Origin of the sequence: Rubrobacter taiwanensis, from assembly GCF_004337705.1 — a bacterium.
Lineage (GTDB): Bacteria > Actinomycetota > Rubrobacteria > Rubrobacterales > Rubrobacteraceae > Rubrobacter_C > Rubrobacter_C taiwanensis.
On sequence record NZ_SKBU01000003.1, the window covers coordinates 57,471 to 75,762 of the forward strand.

An 18,292-nucleotide genomic window follows, 5' to 3' on the forward strand; every position below is an offset into this window, starting at 1 on the left:
CTGGAGGTACGTGCAGAGAATGAAGTGGAAGTTGCTGGCGGGGGCTGGTGGGGTGGCCGGGGCGCTCTACGTGCGGCGTTTAGCCCGGGGGCGGGAGCTGCTGGAGAACCCGTTCGGGGAGGTGACCCGCTACTACCGGTGGCGGGGGGGCAAGATTGCCTACACGGTCGCGGGCGAGGGGGAGCCGGTGCTGCTGGTACACGGCATCTACGCCGGGGCCTCTTCGCATGAGTTCCGGCGCAACTTCGGTGAGCTCTCCCGCAGCTTCCGGGTTTACGCGGTAGATCTTCTGGGTTGCGGGCTATCTGACCGGCCGCGCCGGAGATACGTGCCGGCAGACATAACTGACCAGCTAGAGGACTTTGTACGGGAGGAGGTGGGGGAGGCTGCGCACGTGATCGCCAGTTCGCTCGGGGCGGCGCTCTTCATGCCGGCTGCGGTGCGCAGTCCCCGGCTCTTCAGGCGTCTCATCTTCATCTGCCCCACCGGTCTTCAGAGTCTCAACCGGAGGCCGGGGAGGTTGAACCGGGCTCTCTACGGCCTGCTCTACGGGCCCCTCGGCGACCCCTTCTACTATGCGCTAGTCTCGCGCCCGAGCCTCCGCTACTACCTGCGGAACATGGCCTACCACCGGCCGGAGGCGGTCTCGGAGGGGGTACTGGAGCAATACTACCGGACGAGCCACCAGCCCGGCGCCAAGTATCTGCCTGCGGCCTTCATCTCTGGGATGCTCAATCTGGACGTACGGGGGCTGTACCCGCGGATTCCGCACCAGAGCCTCATCGTCTGGGGCAACGAGGCCCGCACGACGCCCGTCGGTCAGGCGGAGGCTTTCCTCTACGGCAACCCGCGGTCGAACCTCAGGATCTTCCGCGACGCCGCCCTGCTGCCCCACGACGAACGGGCCGGGAAGTTCAACGAGATCTCCCGCCGCTTCCTGCGCTCCGGCTCGCCGGGACACGCCGGCCGCCGGGCTACCTGAGGGCGTCCTTGGGCCGCCGGAGCCAGAGCGTGGCCGCGAGGGCGAGGATGAGCGCCGGGCTCATAGCCAGGAAGGCGTCGCTGTAGGGTACGGCATCGAGGACGTAGAGCGGGTTGAGGGCGTCGGCACCGGCCTCGCGGCGGAAGGCCAGGAACGCGCCCAGAATGGCCGGTCCGAACCCGCCGCCCAGGAAGAAGAGCATCTGGAAGATGCCCAGCCCTACCCCCACCTCCGGGGGCGGCAGGGCGGCTGCGGCGGCATTGATCGAGGGTGAGTTGACGGAGGCGAATCCCACGCCGACACCGCACAGCAGCAGCGCCACCACCCAGGCCGGGGCCCCGGCTCCGAAGGTGGAGATGGCGAGCACGGAGATGAGGAGCGCGAGCAGCCCGAAGACGATGGGCGGCCGGAAGCCCAGGCGGTCCGAGATCCGGCCCGCATACGGCGAGAGCCCGGCCACCACCACTGCCGCCGGGACCATCGCCAGCCCCACCGCTCCGGGGGAGAGCCCGTTGACCTGGGCCAATAAGAGCGGCACCAGCACGACGCACGAGAGGTTCGCCAGCATGGTGAAGAACCCCACGACCGAGGCGGCCACGTACGCCGGTGCGCGGAAGAGCCGGGGCGAGACGAACGGCTCCGGAGCGCTCCGGATGCGCCACACGAAGAGGAGAGCGGCGACCGCGGCGGCGGCGAAGCTCCCCCAGGAGGCGGGGGACGCGAACCCGCCGGCCTGACCCTCGGTCACGCCGAAGAGAGCCAGGCCCGCCGCGGAGGCCAGCAGCAGACCCCCGACCAGGTCGAACCCCCGCCGCCCGCCCGCTGCCCCCGCCACGTCCGGCAACAGGTTCCAGATGCCGGCGATCAGGACGGCCGAGAGCCCGAGCGTCCCGTAGAAGAGGAACGGCCAGCCCAGAAACTGGGTCACCACGCCTCCGACGACCGGCCCGACCGCCGCCCCGACCCCGACGCTGGAGACGATGAGGCCGAGCGCCGAGCCGCGCTCCCCCGGCGGCAGTACGCGCACGACCGTCGCACTGGAGAGCGCCGGCATCGCGGCGGACCCGGCCCCCTGAACGATGCGTCCCGCCACCAGCGACACCAGGTTCGGGGCCACCGCGCACAGGAGCGAGCCCGCCGCAAGCAAAAGCAGCCCCATACAGAAGATCTTACGCGCGCTATAGAAGTCCGAGAGACGGCCGTAGATCGGGATCCCGACCGCGAACGCCAGCATGTAGCCCGTGATCACCCACCCCAGAGCTCCCTCAGAAGCCCCGAACCCGGCCTGGATCGCCGGCAGCGAAACATTGACCATCGTGTTGTTCAGGACCGAGACGAAGACCGCCGATACTATAACCAGCAGCAGCAGCCGGGTGGAAACCCGCCGGGGATCGCTATGCTCGGCCGCCTCGCTCAAAACAGAGTCTAGTATATACACCCGGAACGTTGCGGCGGCAAAGAGCCCGCCCAGATTCGGGGCGGGAGGCGTTCGCCGGAGTCGGGGATCAGGCCGGGGCTCGGGTCACCTCCGGTGCTCCGAGGTGCCGGGCGGCCTCCAGGGCTTCGGCGGCCAGGTGACCCAGGTCGGCTCGCAGCTCCACGCAGCAGCTCGGGCGGTGGAGGATCGGGAGCTGCTCCAGCGGGAGGCTCCCGCGCCCCGGCGGCAGGTGCAGGTCGCCGAAGCCGTAGGCGGAGCGCTCGGCGAGCCCGAAAGCGGCTCCGTCCTCCGCCGGTTCGGGCCGTCCCAGGTTGTCGTGGAGGTGAACGTGGCGGACGAGCGGCGCGGCGGCGGCGCACTCGGCCAGATAGTCGAAGCCGAAGAAGCTCGCGGCGACGGCCGCGTGGCCCACATCGAGGCAGATCCCGACCGCCGGGTGATCCACGGCGGCCACCTGCTCGGCCAGCTCCGAGGGCCAGGCGGCGTAGGCGTAGACCTCTCCCCGCAGTATGGGTCGCTCCGGGTAGGAGTTCTCCACGGCCAGCGTCACGCCGAGTTTGCCCGCCAGCTCTCCTATCCGCCGCAGCGCCTCCCGTTCGGCGGCGAGCTGCTCTCGCAGGCTGTGGCGCGCATCGCGGGTGTTTACCCGCTGCCCGGCGTGACAGACCACGACGTCCGCCCCGATCATCGCCGCGAAGCGCACGCTGGCCTCCAGAGCCCCCCGGTGCAGCTCGAAGGAGGCCGGGTCCATCAGGTTCAGGCGGTGTGGCGCGTGCACTGTGTAGGCCGGTCCCGCGTCGGCCAGCACCCCGGCCACCTCCTGCGTCCGGCGCTCATCCAGCCGCCCGCCGAGGATCACCCCCAGACCGTGCGGGCAGACCTCCACGAAGTCCGGGCCTGCGCGCCGGAGCGCTTCGAGGTCCGCGGCGAGCTCCGACACGTCGCCCAGATGGGTTCCGTTCAGATTGATGCCGACGCTCTGAAACTCCATTGCATCCTTCCTCTCGGGTGGTTCAGCCGGACACCACGTTAACCCGGAGAGGAGACGTTCGGGTTAAACCCCCGTCAAATCCGTGATAAAAACCCGTTAAAAGCGTGGATCGCTGGCAATGGCGGACGAACCACCTAAAATTCCTCCCGTCCGTGAGAGTCGAGGAGAGGCGGTAACCGTTATGCGGCATGACATCCCCGGAGAACTGTCCCGGCTACCGGAGCTGGCGTACAATCTGTGGTGGACCTGGAGTCCTGAGGCTCAGGAGCTCTTCCGCCGCCTGGACCCCGGGCTCTGGGAGAGTACGGATCACAACCCGATCCGGCTCCTGGCTCAGACAGATCGCCTGCGGGCGGCCGCATCAGATCCCGGATTCGCAGCGCTCTACGAGCGCGTGATGCGGGACTTCGGCGCCTACCTCGAGGGAGGGGAGCGCCCCTTCCGGGAGGACGGTTCTCGTGATCCGGTAGCGTACTTCTCGATGGAGTTCGGATTGCACGAGTCGCTCCCCATCTACTCCGGCGGTCTCGGGGTTCTGGCCGGTGACCACCTCAAGAGCGCCTCGGATCTCGGCGTACCCCTGGTAGGGGTCGGGGTGCTCTACGCGCAGGGGTACTTCCGCCAGCGCCTGAACGCCGAAGGCCGGCAGGAGGAAGCCTACGAGTCCTTCGAGCCGGGGCTGCGTCCTCTCCGGCTGGTCCGCAACGGAGCGGGGGAGGAGATCCGGGTCAGCGTGGAGCTGCCGGGCCGGGAGCTGAGGCTCAAGGTCTGGGAGGTCCGGGTGGGCCGGGTGCGGCTGCTGCTGCTGGATGCGGACATTCCGGAGAACCGGGAAGAGGACCGCCGCCTCACCGCCCGGCTCTACGGCGGAGGCGAGAGGGTACGCCTCGCGCAGGAGCTGATCCTGGGCGTCGGAGGTGTGCGGGCGCTCCGGGCCGCCGGGTTGCACCCGGACGTCTACCACATGAACGAGGGACACGCCGCCTTTCTGGGGCTGGAGCGGATACGCGAGCTCGTGGCCGGGGGGCGCTCCTTCGAAGAGGCGCGCGAGCTCGTCGCGGAGAGCTCGGTCTTCACCACCCACACGCCCGTCCCCGCCGGGCACGACCGGTTCTCCCCCGAGCTGTTCTGGGAGTTCATGGGCGGCTGGCCGCGGGCTCTGGGAACGGACCGGGAGGGGCTCTGGAACCTGGGGCACAGGGAAGAGGAGTGGGGGCCGACCTTCAACATGACCGTGCTGGCCCTCCGGCTCTCCCGCGCCCGCAACGCCGTCTCCGAGCTGCACGGCGAGGTCACGCGCGGGATGTGGGGCAACCTCTTCTCCGGCAACGGGAGCACCATCACCCACATCACCAACGGCGTCCACACCTGGAGCTGGCTCGCGGGCGAGCTGGGCGAGCTCTTCGACGAATACGCCGGGCCGGCCTGGCGGGAGCGGGTAGAAGATCCGGCAGTCTGGGAATTCGTGCGCGAGATCCCCGCCGGGGAGCTGTGGCGGGTGCACCTGAAGCTAAAAGAGCGGATGCTCCGCTTCGTAGAGGAGCGGCTGCGAGCACAGCGCGAGCGGGCCGGCCTCCCGCCGCTGCCCGCGTTCGACCCAGAGGCCCTCACTCTGGGCTTCGCACGCCGCTTCGCCACCTACAAGCGGGCGACCCTGATCCTCTCCGACATCGAGCGGCTGAAGCGGATCGTGCACGGGCCCGGCCGGCCCGTGCAGTTCGTCTTCGCCGGCAAGGCCCACCCGGCCGACGAACCGGGCAAGGAGTTCATCCGGGCCCTCTACCGGGCATCCGAAGAGGAGGGGCTCGCCGGCCGCTTCGTCATTCTGGAAGACTACGACATGAATATCGCCCGCCACCTGGTGCAGGGCTCGGACGTCTGGCTCAACAACCCCCGCCGCCCGCTGGAGGCCAGCGGAACCTCGGGCCAGAAGGCCGCGCTCAACGGCGCGCCCAACTTCTCCGTGCTCGACGGCTGGTGGTGCGAAGCTTATGACGGCGAGAACGGCTGGGCCATCGGAGAGGAACGGAAGTACGCCTCGCCGGAGGAGCAGGACGCTGCGGATGCCGACTCGCTCTACCGGACGCTGGAGGAGGAGATAGTCCCCCTCTACTACCGGAGGGAGGGCTCGGGGGTGCCGGAGGGCTGGGTAGCGGTCATGAAGCGAGCCGTGAAGACCGTGGCGCCTGCCTTCTCCACCCAGCGGATGGTCCGGGAGTACGCCGAACGCCTCTACTTCCCGCGCGCCGGGACGAGTCCGGGAAGATCCCGCCGGGAAGGGTGAGGGCTAAAGCGCTTCCTCCTCCAGCAGCGCCACGACCTCCCGCACCCACTCCTCGTCTACGCCCATGCCGGCGGCTATCTCCTCCGGGGAGAGCCCCTGCCGCCACAGCCGCTCGACCTCGTTCACCAGACAGGTGTCCACAGTAGCTCCATCATAAGGCAAAGGCTCCCCGGACGTAGCCGGGGAGCCCCTCGATCCCCCACATCTCAGGAGGGCACCCTCTCCCCAACGGTGAAGGAGAGGCCGTCTTCGGCACGGTCCACGATGACCGTGTCGCCGGATTCAAACTCGCCCTCGATAATGCGGCTGGAGAGCGGGTTCTCCAGGTGGCGCCGGATGGCGCGGGAGAGCGGCCGGGCCCCGAACTTGGGGTCGTAGCCCTCCTCGACCAGGAACTCCTTGGCCTCCTGCGTGACCTCAACCTGCACCTGCTGCGCCTTGAGGTTCCGGTTCAGCCGGGCGAGCATGATCTCTACGATCCGGATCACGTCCTCCTTCGCAAGCGGCTGGAAGACTATGATCTCGTCCACCCGGTTGATGAACTCCGGCCGGAAGGCACGGTGCAGAGCATCCAGCGCCCGCCGCTCGGTCTCCCGGAAGTCCACCCCGTCCCGGGCGGTGAACCCGAACTGCCGGTCGCTCACCAGGTGCTGGCTGCCGACGTTCGACGTCATGATTATGATGGTGTTCTGGAAGTTCACCGTGCGTCCCTGCGCGTCGGTGAGCCGTCCGTCGTCGAGCACCTGCAGCAGCGTGTTGAAGACGTCCGGGTGGGCCTTCTCGATCTCGTCGAAGAGCACCACGCTGTAGGGCTTGCGCCGGACCTGCTCGGTGAGCTGGCCGGCCTCCTCGTAGCCGACGTAGCCCGGAGGCGCGCCCACCAGCCGGCTGACGGTGTGCCGCTCCTGGTACTCGCTCATGTCTATGCGGATCATGGCGTCCTCAGAACCGAAGAGGTACTCGGCCAGGGTGCGGGCCAGCTCGGTCTTGCCCACGCCGGTCGGCCCGAGGAAGATGAAGCTGCCCACCGGCCGCTTCGGGTCCTTGATGCCGGCCCGCGCGCGCCTTATGGCCTCCGAGACGGCCTTCACGGCCCGCTCCTGGCCGACGACCCGCTCGTGCAGCACCTCTTCCAGGCGCAGCAGCTTCCGGGCCTCCTCCTCGACGATCCTGGTGGCCGGGATCCCGGTCCACTCCTCCAGGATGCGCGCTATGTCCTCCTCCCGGACGACCGGGGCGTTGGCTTCCCGGCTGCCGGCCCAGCCCTGGCGCTGACGCTCGCGCTCGGTTTTGAGCTGCTCTATGCGCTGCTTGAGCTCGGCCGCCCGCTGGTAGTCCTCCTGCCGTACGGCCTCCTCCTTCTCGCGCTCGGCGGCGGCTATCTGCTCCTCGATGCGCTTGAAGTCCACCGGCGGCACCTGGGAGCGCAGCCGCACCTCGGCGGCGGCCTCGTCCAGCAGGTCTATGGCCTTGTCGGGGAGGAACCGGTCGGTTATGTACCGCTCGGAGAGCTCGGCGGCCGCGATTATGGCCTCGTCCGAGATCCTGACCCGGTGGTGCGCTTCGTAGCGGTCCCTGAGACCGAACAGGATCTGGACGGTGTCGCCCACACTCGGCTCCTCCACCAGCACCGGCTGGAAGCGGCGCTCCAGAGCGGCATCCTTCTCTATGTGCTTGCGGTACTCGTCGAGCGTGGTCGCCCCGACGACCTGAAGCTCGCCTCTGGCAAGCGCGGGCTTGAGCATGTTGGAGGCGTTCACCGCCCCCTCGGCCCCGCCGGCGCCCACGATGGTGTGCAGCTCGTCGATGAACAGGATGATGTTCTTCTCCTCCTGCTGCAGCTCCTGGAGCATCTGCTTCATGCGCTCCTCGAAGTCCCCGCGGAAGCGGGTGCCCGCAACCAGCCCGCCGACGTCCAGCGCCAGCACGCGCTTGCCCTTGAGAATCTCCGGCACGTCCTCGGAGACTATCCGCTGGGCGAGCCCCTCGGCGATGGCGGTCTTGCCCACACCGGCCTCTCCGATGAGCACCGGATTGTTCTTGGTGCGGCGGCTGAGGATGCGCACGACGCGCGCGATCTCCTCGGCCCGGCCGATGACCGGATCGAGCTCGCCATCGCGCGCCAGCTGCGTGAGGTCGCGGCTGACCTGATCCAGGACCGGCGTCCGGCTCTGAGAAGGCCCCTGCGGACCTCCGGGCATCCCCGGACCGCCCGCGCCGGCAGCAGCTCCCGGCATCCCCATCTGCGCCCCACCGCCGCGCTGCTGCAAGAGGCGCATGATCTCGCGCATGATCGCATCCCGGTCGCCCGCGCCGTGCTGCGAGAGGAGCTGGTAGGCGTTCCCGTCGCCCTCGGCGATCATGCCCAGCAGCAGATGCTCAACACCTACCTGCGCCGAACCCATCCTGCGGGCCTGCGAGAAGGCGAGCTGAAGCGCCCGCTTGGCGCTCGGCGTGAAGGTGTACACCCGATCCCCAGGATCGCCCTTCATCTCCTGAAACCTCCGGCGCAGCCCCTCGACGTCGGCCCCGACGCGCTGCAGAGCCTCCGTCGCAACGTTCTGCCCGGACACAACCCCGGCCAGCAGGTGGTCGGTCCCTATGGTATTGGCCCCGGACGTCCCGGCAGCCGCCTCCCGGGCCCGCATCACAGCCCGCTGCGCCTCCCCGGTCAGCGCCTCAAAGAAACCCTGCGGCCCCTGAGCCTGCTGTATGAGCAGATTCTGCAACATCTCAAACGGATCCACGGCCCCGCCGTGCCCCCCGATCAAACCCAGCTCGGCCGCACACTGCGTGCAGAGATAGCTCTCCCGCCGCTGATCGCCCTGGCGCTGCAGAAACTGCACGCTCGCCGGCCGCTGCTGACAACGCTCGCATATCATCTGAAAGATAACCTCCCGAAAAAAGATCCTTCCCACTCCAGGGAAGAGATACGCTCGTCCCATACCGTCAATGTTGAGCATGTCACGCTCATATTTTATTACCCTAAGCGTACATATCAAGAGAGGCGGGGTAGGGTATAAGTGTGTATGGGCGAGACGAAGGAGGATTGGGACATGAGCGAGCGCGGATTCACGGGTCTTGAGGTGAGGACGGTGGAGGGGGATGTCGTCGGCCGGATCTCCGACGTGCTCACGGACGAGGCGTCCGGTGCCGTAACGCACGTGCTGGTGGAGCGGGGTGAGGAGCGGTTCGAGATTCCGGTCACCGCCATCACGCTGGAGCCGGAGGTGGACTTCGTCACCTTCCACCCCGACCGCCCGGGTGTGGAGCCTGAGGATCGCGCCGGTGAGGCGGCGGGCGGCCGCCGGCACGAGGGGCAGTTCGCCGGCGAGCCGGCATCTCCTGCCGAGGCCCAGGCTCCGGAGGATCTGGTGCGCGAGGACTGGGAGGACGAGACCCACACCCCGCCGGAGTCCGGCTATCCCAGGAACGACGCTTACATAGACCCCGAGACCGGCGAGGAGGAGGTGGCCCCTCACATGCGCGAGGTCGAGGATCTGGAGGACGAGATCTCTCTCCTGGTGGACGGCACGGGCGTTGAGGTCCGGAGCGTGCGGGACGGTGTCGTGGAGCTCTCGGGCTCGGTCGGCTCCGGGGAGGATCTGCGGGAGTTGGTGGATGAGATCCGGGCTCTCTCCGGCGTGCGGGAGGTGGACACCACGGACGTGAGCAGAGGTTGAAAGGGAGCCATGCGATACCGTTTCTACACGGCGGACGTGTTCACCGACCGCATCTTCGGCGGCAACCAGCTCGCCGTTCTGCCGGACGCGAGAGGGCTGAGCGTGGAGCAGATGCAGGGCGTAGCGGCGGAGTTCGGCTACTCGGAGACGGTCTTCGTCTTCCCGCCGCGGGAGGCGCGGCACGCGCGGCGGCTCAGGATCTTTACCCCCGGCACCGAGCTGCCCTTCGCCGGGCACCCCACCCTCGGCGCGGCTCACGTGCTGGCGGAGACCGGCGAGCTGGAGCTCTCGGGCGAGGGAACGGAGGTCGTCTTCGAGGAGGGTGCCGGTCCGGTGCGGGTGGAGATCCGGGCCAGAGGCGGCAGGCCCGTCTTCTGCCGGCTCCGGGCGCCGCAGCCGCCGGAGTTCGGGCCGCCACCCCCGGACGGTCTGGCGGCGGTGCTCTCGCTCGGAGAGGGAGACCTGCTTGACGGCGCACAGGCGGTCTCCTGCGGCGTGCCGTTCCTCTTCGTGCCGGCGCGTGGTCTGGACGCCGTGCGGCGGGCCCGGGTAGACCGGGCTCTGTGGGAGGAGCTGCTGGCGGGCTACTGGGCGAGGGGCATCTTCGTCTTCGCCCGCGAGACCGAGCGCGCCGGCTCCGACCTGCACGCCCGCATGTTCGCCCCGGCGCTGGGCGTGGAGGAGGACCCGGCCACCGGCTCCGCCGCTGCGGCGCTGGGCGGCTACCTCGGCGCGCGGGATGGAGCCCGGGACGGCACGCTGCGCTGGGTCGTGGAGCAGGGCTTCGAGCTGGGCCGCCCCAGCATCCTGCACGTCGAGGCGGACAGGCGGGCCGGTGAGGTTGCGGAGGTCCGGGTCGGCGGCTCCTCGGTGCTGGTGAGCGAGGGCACGATGGAGGTCCCGGACTAGCTCTACTGCGCCAGCGCGCAGCCGTCCTTGCGGGGGTCGCTGCCGCAGGCCCGCACGCCGTCTTCCTTCACCCGGATCAGCTGCGCCCCGCCGGTAGGGATCGCGTAGTCCGCTCCGACCTCCACCCGGTGGCCCATATCCCGCAGCCGGTCGGCCTCGCGCTCCGGGACACGGCCTTCGAGGAGCAGCGTTCCCTCGTGATGGAAGTGCCGGGGATGGTCCACGGCCTGCTGCGGGTTCATGCCGTAGTCTATGAGGTTGACGAGTAGCTGGGCATGTCCCTGGGGCTGCATCGGGCCGCCCATCACGCCGAAGACGGCCCAGAGGGCGCCGTTCTCCTCCGTGGCGAGCCCCGGGATTATGGTGTGCAGGGGGCGCTTGCCGGGCTCCGGCGCGTTAGGGTGCCCCTCGATGATCCGGAAGGAGCTGCCCCGGTTCTGGAGGCAGACGCCCGTGCCCTCCGCCACGACGCCGCTGCCGAAGCCCATGTACAGGCTGTTGATAAACGAGCAGCCGTTTCCTTCAGCGTCCACGGCGCAGAGGTAGGTCGTGTCGCTGCCCAGAGCGGGCTCGGCGGCCTCGGCGGCCCGGAAGAGCGAGATGCGGCTGCGCAGCTTCGCCGCGTACTCCTTGCTCAGGAGCTCGGCGGTCGGGATCTCCCCGAAGTCCGGGTCTCCGACCTTCGCGTGCAGGTCGTCGAAGGCCAGCTTTTTGGCCTCGGCTTCGAGGTGGATGCGGTCGGCACTCAGAGCGTCCAGATCCGAGAGGTCGAAGCCCTCCAGGATGTTCAGCATCTCCAGCGCGGCCACACCCTGTCCCGGGGGCGGTATCTCATGCACCGTGATACCCCGGTAGCTGGTGGAGACGGGTTCCACCCACAGCGACCGGTGGGCGGCGAGGTCCTCCTCGCTCAGGTAACCGCCGGCCTCCCGCACCGATCGGGCGATGCTGCGGCCCACCTCTCCCCCGTAGAAGGCGCCGGCCCCCTCCTCCATCACGGCGGCTATGGTACGCGCGAGGTCCGGCTGGCGGAAGAGCTCCCCCGGCTCCGGCGCGCGTCCCCCCGGCAGGAACGTGCGGGCGGCGGCCGCGTTCTTCCGCAGCAGCCCCTCCGCCCCCTTCCAGTACCGGGCTACCACCTCGGAGACCGGGAACCCCTCCTCGGCGAAGCCGTATGCCGGCTCCAGCAGATCGGCGAGCGGCAGGCGCCCGAGCTCACGGTTCGCGTCCTCCCACATGCGCACCGCGCCGGGCACCGTCACGGTCAGGCCGCCGCGCTCGGGCATCCCGGAGAGCCCTCGCTCCCGGAGGTTCTTGAGCGTCAGGCCGCGGGGAGCTCCGCCCGAACCGTTAAGCCCCCGGATGCCGCCGGTCGCGGCGTCGTAGTAGAGCAGGAACGCGTCCCCGCCCATGCCGGTCTTCATCGGGCCGAGCACGGCCATCGCCGCGGCCATCGCGACGCAGGCGTCGGCGGCGTTGCCGCCCGCATCCAGCACCCGGATCCCCGCCAGAGCCGCCTGCGGATGCTCGCAGGCCACGGCTCCCCGGGTCCCGAAGACCGTCGAGCGCCCGCCGGAGTCCGGCCGCAGATAGTCTCTCAAGCCTCTCCTCCCTCTACGCTGAAAACCTGTGTCAGATATTACAGTGCATGATCTTACCAGCAGGTTAATTGATGTTTCATAGGTAACGTGCCGGTCCACACGAGCAGGAGGTACCATCGTTTGAGCCGCGAGATCTACATAGCCGGGACCCTGATCTCAATAATCGTATCGCTGCTGCTCTTTACCAGCGGCCGCCGCAACGAGGGCATCTTCGTCGGGCTGTGGGCCCCGACCATCATGGAGCTGGGCCGCGCCCTGAGCGAGGAGGACTGAGACGCCGCACCTCTTCCAGTCTATCCCCGCCCAAACTCGCGCAGGATGTCCGCGAGGCGCAGGCGTTTAACGATCGGCCGCCCGTGCGGACAGACCTCCGGGAAGCTGCACGCGCTCCAGGACCGCAGCAGGGAAGCCATCTCCTCCGGCGAGAGCGCGGCCCCGAACCGGACCGAGCCCCGGCAGGCGAGGGCTTTGGCCAGATCCTCCCCGCCGGCCAGCGCTTCCAGGGCGGCCGTGAACGCCGAACCCGGCTCCCCGACCTCCTCCGGCGCGGCTAGAACGCGCACCGCGTCCGCCCCGAACGCCTCGAACCGGAACCCCAGCCGCTCCAGCTCACCCTCCAGCTCCCATACCTCGGAGGTCAGATCCCCAGAGAGCAGCCGGACGACCACCGGCTCGGGGAGCGTCCGGGGCTCGCCGGCCGGCCGCCGCGAGAGGCGCTCGTAGAGGATGCGCTCGTGCGCCCCGTGCTGGTCCAGGATGAGGAGCTCCTCGCCGCGCTGCGCCAGGATCAGCCGCCCCGCGAACTGCCCGATGGGCTCAAGCCCGGGGTCTTCCTCCTCCGGAGCGCCGCCCCGGCTCTTCTCCTCCCGGTCCAGCTCCAGCGCCGCGCGGATCGCGCCCACCACCAGCGGGTAGGCCGACCGGCCGCCCCGCAGCCGCACGGCGCTCTTGGCCGGGTGCACGTTCACGTCCACCTCGCCCGCCCCGAGCTCCAGCCGCAGGAAGGCCGCCGGATGCCGGCCTCTGGGCAAGAGGTCCGCGTAGGCTTTCGTCACCGCCGGCGCGAACGAGTCCGGCTCCACCACCCGCCCGTTCACGGCGACGTGCAGATAGCGGCGGGTCGGGAACCCAACCTCGACGGGACTGACGTAGCCCCAGACGGTCCCGCCCCGGACCGGGATGAGCGCCCGCGCCAGTTCCAGCCCGTGTACCTGGGCGATGCGCTCCCGCAAGCCGCCGGCAGCGGGGATCGCCAGCGCCCCCCGGCCGTCCACCTTCAGGAAGAACCCTGCCCCCGGGCAGCTCAGGGCGAGGGCCTGCACCGCGGATACCACCGCGTTCGCCTCCGACCGGGCGGTACCCAGAAACCCCCGCCGCACCGGCAGGTTGAAGAAGAGGTTGCGCACCTCGACCGTGGTTCCGGGCTCGCGCGCCTCCCGCGTAACTCCAGCCGGCCTCCCGGCCAGGACGTGAACGCGGGTGGCGAGCCTGCGGCCCCGCTCGCGGGTCGCCAGCGCCAGCTCGGAGACCGCCCCTATCGCATACAGCGCCTCACCCCGGAAGCCCAAAGAGTCCACGCAGGCCAGGTCTTCCGCGGTGGAGATCTTGCTCGTCGCGTGCCGCAGGACGGAGCGCTCGGCATCCCCGGGCGACATCCCGCATCCGTCGTCCCGGACCCGGATAAGATCCACTCCCCCACCCTCTATCTCGACCTCCACGCGGGAGGCCCCGGCATCTAGAGCGTTCTCGACCAGCTCCTTGACGGCAGACGCCGGGCGCTCTATCACCTCCCCGGCCGCGATGCGGTGCGCCACCTCCGGCGGAAGAACGCGCACCCGCCTCCCGTACTCCCCAACCCCCTCGGCCAGAAGCCAGGGAAAGATAGTGGCCGGCCCACCAGCACCTGTAGACTCCATCCCTTTATTTTCCCCGGCGGACAGGCTTCCCGCTACCTTCAAAAACGCCGGCGCAGGGGCGGGCAGGCTCCACCCCCGCGCTCAGCTCCAGTAGAGTCTAGACGCGCCGCCGGAGGGCCGCGAGAACCGACAGACCGCCAAACCCGGCAGCCATCAGAGCGGCGGCGAGAACCAGCGGCGAAGGGCCGCCGGAATCAGGCAAGGCCTCGTAGCCATGATCGTGGGCACCATGATCGTGGCCGGCGTGCTCGTGCCCTTCGTGAGCACCGTGATCGTGGCCGGCGTGCTCGTGGGCCTCCTCGTGAGCGTGGTCGTGGCCGTGACCGTTGGCCAGCGCCGCCGGAGCAAAGAGCGCCAGAGACATCATCGCCACCAGCGCCAGAAAGAGCATCCGCTTCAAAAGCTGCCTCCCTTCCAGAGCCTTCCCTGCAACAGAACGGAGAGGGCGCCTGCTCCCCCCTCCCTTCAGAACTTAATGATAATAGAATATCAGTAATTGGCGCGAGGTCAGTCGGCAAAGCTCTGCACGCCTTCGGACTCCAGCCGGGCGAGCAGCTCGCTCGCCCGGTCGGTGACCTGCCGGGGCAGTCCGGCGAGCCGTGCGACGTGGACTCCGTAGGAGGAGGATTCGGCGCCGGGTTCGATACGGTGAAGGAAGACCACCTCTTCTCCGACCTCCTCCACGGCCGCCTTCAGGTTGCGGCAGCCGGGCAGTACGTCGGCGAGCTGGGTAAGTTCGTGGTAGTGGGTGGCGAAGAGCGTGAGCGCCTGCACCTCGTCGTGCAGGTACTCGGCGATAGCCCAGGCTATGCTCATGCCGTCGTAGGTCGAGGTTCCGCGCCCGACCTCGTCCAGGATCACGAGGCTGCGCTCCGTGGCGCTGTTCAGGATGCCCGCCGCCTCGGTCATCTCGACCATGAACGTGGATTCGCCGGTCGCCAGCCGGTCCTCGGCCCCGACCCGGGTGAAGATGCGGTCTACGATCCCTATTCTCGCTGCGTCCGCCGGGACGTAGGAGCCGGCCTGTGCCAGCAGGGTTATGAGCGCGACCTGCCGCAGGAAGACGGATTTACCGGCCATGTTGGGGCCGGTGATGATCTGGAGCCGCGCGTCCTGGTCCAGTTCCGCGTCGTTGGGGACGAAGGGGGTCTCCAGAGCGTGTTCGACCACGGGGTGGCGTCCGGACTCTATCTTTATTCCGCGTTCCTCCGTCACCTCCGGGCGGCAGTAGCGCAGCTCGGCTGCGGCTGCGGCGAACGCGGCCAGCACGTCTATGGCGGCGATGGCCCGGGCGGTGAGTTGCAGGGTGGGGACGTTCTCCTTCACGGCGGCCCGGATCTCCGAGAGGATCCGGCGCTCCAGCCGCTCTACCTCGTCGCGGGCGGTGAGCATCCTCGACTCGTGCTCTTTGAGCTCTGCGGTCACATAGCGGGCGTTGTGCTTGAGCGCCTTGCGGTGCACGTAGTGGTCCGGGACCGCGTGCGCCTCCCTGCCCCCCACCTCGATAAAGTACCCTTCGCCGTCCCGGTAGCCGACCTTCAGCGTCTTCAGGCCGGTCTTCAGCCGCTCCTCGGCTTCGAAGCGCGAGAGCCACTCGTGCGCGCTGTCCCGGAAGCTGCGGGCCTCGTCCAGCTCCGCGGAGTATCCGGGGCGGATGATCTCGCCCTCCTCCTCGGAGATGGCAGCCCCGATAAGCTCCTGCACCTCCGGCAGCTCCCCGGCCGCATCCAGCGCCTGGCTCAGCAGCTCGCTCCTTTCGGCCGCCGCATCCAGCGCCGCCTTCAGCGGCCCCACGGTCTCCAGCGCGCCCTTGAGCGCGAGCAGGTCGTTCGGCGAAGCGGAGAGGCGCACTATGCGGGTGGCGATCCGCTCGATATCCGGCACGCGGCTCAGGAGCTCCCGCGCCTCCTCGCGCAGCATGTAGTCGCCGTAGAAAGCGTCCACCGCCGCGAGGCGCCGTTCTATCTTCTCCGCTGAGAGCAGGGGGCGCTCCAGCCAGCGCCGCAAGGCCCGCCGCCCCATCGGGGTCTTCGTCCTGTCCACCGTACCCACGAGCTCGTCCAGCCCCAGGTTGCGCCGGGTAGCCTCGTCCAGCAGCATCCGGGAGGATGGGTGGTAGGGCCGGAAGCTCACCACCTGCTCCGGCGGGTTGCCGCCGCGCAGGTCCGTCATGTACTGGATGAGCGCTCCGGCGGCCCCGGTGAGCGCCGCCTTCCCGTCCAGCCCGAAGCCCTTGAGACCGGCCACGCCGAAGTGCCGCTTGAGCGTCTGCTCCCCGGCGGCGGGCTCGAACGTCCAGCGGGGGGCCGGACTGATCTTGGCCCGCACGACCGGCAGGCTCTCCACGGCCGTGCGCTCCGGCACGACGAGCTCCCGCGGCGACCAGCGCTCCAGCTCGGCGTCGAGCTCGCCCTCGGGGATCTCCGTCCCCGTGAACTCGCCCGTGGAGGCCTCGACGACGGCTATGCCCGCGACCCCGCCCCTCACCACCACAGCCGCCAGATAGTTGGACTCCCCGGCGGCGAGCACGCCCTCTTCGATGACGGTCCCGGGGGTGAGGATTTGGGAGATCTCGCGCGTGAATTGCTTCGGCTTGGCCGGATGCGGCCTCTGCTCGGCGATGGCGACCGAGTACCCCTTCCTCAGGAGCGCAGCCAGATGCTCGCTCAGCGCGTGGTGCGGGACCCCGGCGAGCGGCACCCGCCCCTCTCCGGCCGCCTCGCGCGAGGTCAGGCGGATGGAGAGCTCGCGCGAGATCGTCTTCGCGTCTTCCTCGAAGGTCTCGTAGAAGCTCCCGACCTGGTAGAAGAGTATGGTGCCGGCCGGGAGCCGGGCCTTGAGCTCGGCGTACCGCTGCAACATGGGGAATATTCTACGGACATATACCCCGCGCGTCAGCCCTTAAATACCGGGCTCAGCCGGGAGGCGTATTCTCCGGGGCGTGAGAGCCTCAGTTGCCGCCGCTCTGAGACTGGACGCTCCGCTGGTCGCCGAACCGGGTGGTCGACTCCTCCTGGACGCCGCTGCCGCCCGTGGAGGAGGCCTGGAAGCTGTTATCCTGGTAGGTGAACTTTATCTGCCCGCCGCGGGCGTTCGTCTGGTGGACGAAGCGCGCTTCGTCTCCGTGGGTCAGGACTACGCGCAGCCGGTCGTCGTTCCGATCCTGCTTGCGGATCTGGCACTCCAGCTTGCCGCTCGCGGGGAAGGTAAACCGCTCGGGGACCTGCCCCCGGATCTCGCGCTCCTGACCGCCGGTGCTGCACGTGCCGGCGAACCGGGCCCCCTCCGTGCCTCCGACCCTCAGCACCACGCCGTCGGCGCGGGCCCGCCCGTCGCCGGCCGGCTCCTCTTCAGCAGTGGCGTTCCGCTCCGCCGGTTGCTCGTTCTTGGTCCCTTCCGGGCTCGCCGGTTCGCCGCCGCAGGCCGCAAGGGCCAGTAGGGCGGTCGCGAAGAGGATCAGGACTCTCAGCCTCACGTCTGTCCACCTCCTGCGCGTGGTCTCCGGCATTTATACCCCGCGCGGGTTACGGGGCGATTTACCAAACGTTAAGAAAGATTAGAACCCGTAAAGGGAGGCCCTGCTAAACTTCCGGGACATGAGCGACCCCGAGAGAGTCCGGCAGCGGCAGCGCACCGAGTGGAGCGCCGTGGCTCCCGGCTGGCAGCGGTTCCGGGAGAAGCTGGGCGCTCCTACGGGCCGGATCACCGAACGTATGGTGGAGCTGGCCGGCATCCGGCCGGGCTTCCGGGTCCTGGACCTGGCCTGCGGCGCCGGCGACCCGGCCCTCACCATCGCGCAGATCGTCGGCTCCGGGGGATACGTGCTGGGGCTGGACCTCTCGCAGGAGATGGTCCGCGCCGCCAGAGCCGAAGCTCGCCGGCAGAACATCACCAACGCCGGGTTTCGTGCCATCCGGAGCGAGCTCGAGCCCGGCGTGCCGGCCGGGAGTTTCGACGCCGCGACCTGCCGGCTGGGCCTGATGTTCATGCCGGACCCCGCGGCGGCGCTGCGGGAGCTGCACCGCGCGCTCAGGCCCGGAGCGAGGGTGGCGGTGAGCACCTGGGGCCGCCCGGAGCGCAACCCCAACTTCTCCATCCCGCTGGAGATTATCGGCCGGCACGCCGGGCTGCCGCCGCAGGGCCCGATGACCCCCGGGCTCTTCGCCCTCCCAACTCCGGAGCACCTGGAGGCTGTGCTCAGAGCCGCCGGCTTCGAGGAGGTGGAGGTCGAGGTCCTCCGCACCCCGGCCGTGCGGGCCCGGGACGCGGAGACGTTCTGGCGCGGGGTCTCCACGGTCGCCGCCCCTATAGCCTCGATCCTGGACTCGCTGACCGGGGAGCAGCGCCGCCGGATCCGGGAGGACGCCCTGGCGACGCTCGGGGAGATATTCCCGGACGGGCCGGTCGAGCTGGAGGGCGAGGCGGTCCTGGGCGCGGGCAGGAGGAGAGCCCCGGCGCTGTAGGCTCAGGACGGGAGATACCCTTCAC

At 69.4% G+C, this 18,292-nt stretch carries 15 protein-coding genes; 7 read left to right on the plus strand and 8 right to left on the minus strand.

The window, feature by feature from the left end; genetic code table 11:
• Positions 1–19: 19 nt before the first annotated feature.
• On the plus strand, positions 20–982 hold the full coding sequence (locus tag E0L93_RS01325; RefSeq protein WP_165874088.1) for an alpha/beta fold hydrolase: 963 nt from the start codon (positions 20–22) through the stop codon (positions 980–982).
• Here E0L93_RS01325 and E0L93_RS01330 read toward each other — a convergent pair.
• Entirely contained in the window at positions 975–2,399 is a 1,425-nt protein-coding gene (locus tag E0L93_RS01330; protein WP_132687449.1) for a DHA2 family efflux MFS transporter permease subunit, read from the minus strand. The two genes, E0L93_RS01325 and E0L93_RS01330, sit on opposite strands and share 8 nt — an antisense overlap.
• 88 nt (positions 2,400–2,487) lie before the next feature.
• Positions 2,488–3,411, minus strand: a complete 924-nt coding sequence (locus E0L93_RS01335) for a sugar phosphate isomerase/epimerase family protein (RefSeq protein WP_132687451.1) — start codon at positions 3,409–3,411, stop codon at positions 2,488–2,490.
• Between the two features lie 181 nt (positions 3,412–3,592).
• Between E0L93_RS01335 and glgP the strand changes: the two genes are divergently transcribed.
• Positions 3,593–5,695, plus strand: a complete 2,103-nt coding sequence (glgP, locus tag E0L93_RS01340) for an alpha-glucan family phosphorylase (RefSeq protein ID WP_165874089.1) — start codon at positions 3,593–3,595, stop codon at positions 5,693–5,695.
• A 3-nt stretch (positions 5,696–5,698) separates the two neighbouring features.
• Here glgP and E0L93_RS15635 read toward each other — a convergent pair whose 3' ends face one another.
• Positions 5,699–5,836, minus strand: coding sequence for a hypothetical protein (locus tag E0L93_RS15635; RefSeq protein WP_165874090.1), 138 nt, complete (start codon positions 5,834–5,836; stop codon positions 5,699–5,701).
• Positions 5,837–5,901: 65 nt separating this feature from the next.
• The gene (locus E0L93_RS01345) at positions 5,902–8,577 is read right to left on the minus strand and encodes an ATP-dependent Clp protease ATP-binding subunit (RefSeq protein ID WP_243638057.1); all 2,676 of its coding nucleotides are present in this window, start codon (positions 8,575–8,577) and stop codon (positions 5,902–5,904) included.
• A gap of 147 nt (positions 8,578–8,724) precedes the next feature.
• Between E0L93_RS01345 and E0L93_RS01350 the strand changes: the two genes are divergently transcribed.
• The gene (locus E0L93_RS01350; protein WP_132687454.1) at positions 8,725–9,378 is read left to right on the plus strand and encodes a PRC-barrel domain-containing protein; all 654 of its coding nucleotides are present in this window, start codon (positions 8,725–8,727) and stop codon (positions 9,376–9,378) included.
• A 9-nt stretch (positions 9,379–9,387) separates the two neighbouring features.
• Positions 9,388–10,287, plus strand: a complete 900-nt coding sequence (locus E0L93_RS01355) for a PhzF family phenazine biosynthesis protein (RefSeq protein WP_132687456.1) — start codon at positions 9,388–9,390, stop codon at positions 10,285–10,287.
• A 2-nt stretch (positions 10,288–10,289) separates the two neighbouring features.
• Here E0L93_RS01355 and ggt read toward each other — a convergent pair whose 3' ends face one another.
• The gene (gene ggt / locus E0L93_RS01360) at positions 10,290–11,888 is read right to left on the minus strand and encodes a gamma-glutamyltransferase (RefSeq protein ID WP_207890259.1); all 1,599 of its coding nucleotides are present in this window, start codon (positions 11,886–11,888) and stop codon (positions 10,290–10,292) included.
• 120 nt (positions 11,889–12,008) lie between these two features.
• Between ggt and E0L93_RS15640 the strand changes: the two genes are divergently transcribed.
• Positions 12,009–12,161, plus strand: a complete 153-nt coding sequence (locus E0L93_RS15640; RefSeq protein ID WP_165874091.1) for a hypothetical protein — start codon at positions 12,009–12,011, stop codon at positions 12,159–12,161.
• A gap of 20 nt (positions 12,162–12,181) precedes the next feature.
• On the opposite strand, the gene mutL is transcribed toward E0L93_RS15640, so the two are convergent.
• Positions 12,182–13,723 carry a DNA mismatch repair endonuclease MutL gene (gene mutL / locus E0L93_RS01365; RefSeq protein ID WP_165874092.1) on the minus strand — a complete coding sequence of 514 codons (1,542 nt, stop codon included), beginning with the start codon at positions 13,721–13,723 and terminating at the stop codon, positions 12,182–12,184.
• Positions 13,724–14,033: 310 nt separating this feature from the next.
• On the opposite strand from mutL, the gene E0L93_RS16675 reads away from it, so the two are divergent.
• Complete coding sequence (locus E0L93_RS16675; protein ID WP_481404381.1) at positions 14,034–14,300, plus strand: hypothetical protein; 267 nt, start codon at positions 14,034–14,036, stop codon at positions 14,298–14,300.
• A gap of 11 nt (positions 14,301–14,311) precedes the next feature.
• Here the strand turns inward: E0L93_RS16675 and mutS are convergent, their stop codons facing one another.
• Positions 14,312–16,666 carry a DNA mismatch repair protein MutS gene (gene mutS / locus E0L93_RS01375; RefSeq protein ID WP_132687461.1) on the minus strand — a complete coding sequence of 785 codons (2,355 nt, stop codon included), beginning with the start codon at positions 16,664–16,666 and terminating at the stop codon, positions 14,312–14,314.
• Positions 16,667–16,754: 88 nt separating this feature from the next.
• Positions 16,755–17,279 carry a hypothetical protein gene (locus E0L93_RS01380; RefSeq protein ID WP_132687462.1) on the minus strand — a complete coding sequence of 175 codons (525 nt, stop codon included), beginning with the start codon at positions 17,277–17,279 and terminating at the stop codon, positions 16,755–16,757.
• Between the two features lie 121 nt (positions 17,280–17,400).
• On the opposite strand from E0L93_RS01380, the gene E0L93_RS01385 reads away from it, so the two are divergent.
• Positions 17,401–18,267 carry a class I SAM-dependent methyltransferase gene (locus tag E0L93_RS01385; RefSeq protein WP_132687464.1) on the plus strand — a complete coding sequence of 289 codons (867 nt, stop codon included), beginning with the start codon at positions 17,401–17,403 and terminating at the stop codon, positions 18,265–18,267.
• The last annotated feature ends 25 nt before the right edge of the window (positions 18,268–18,292 follow it).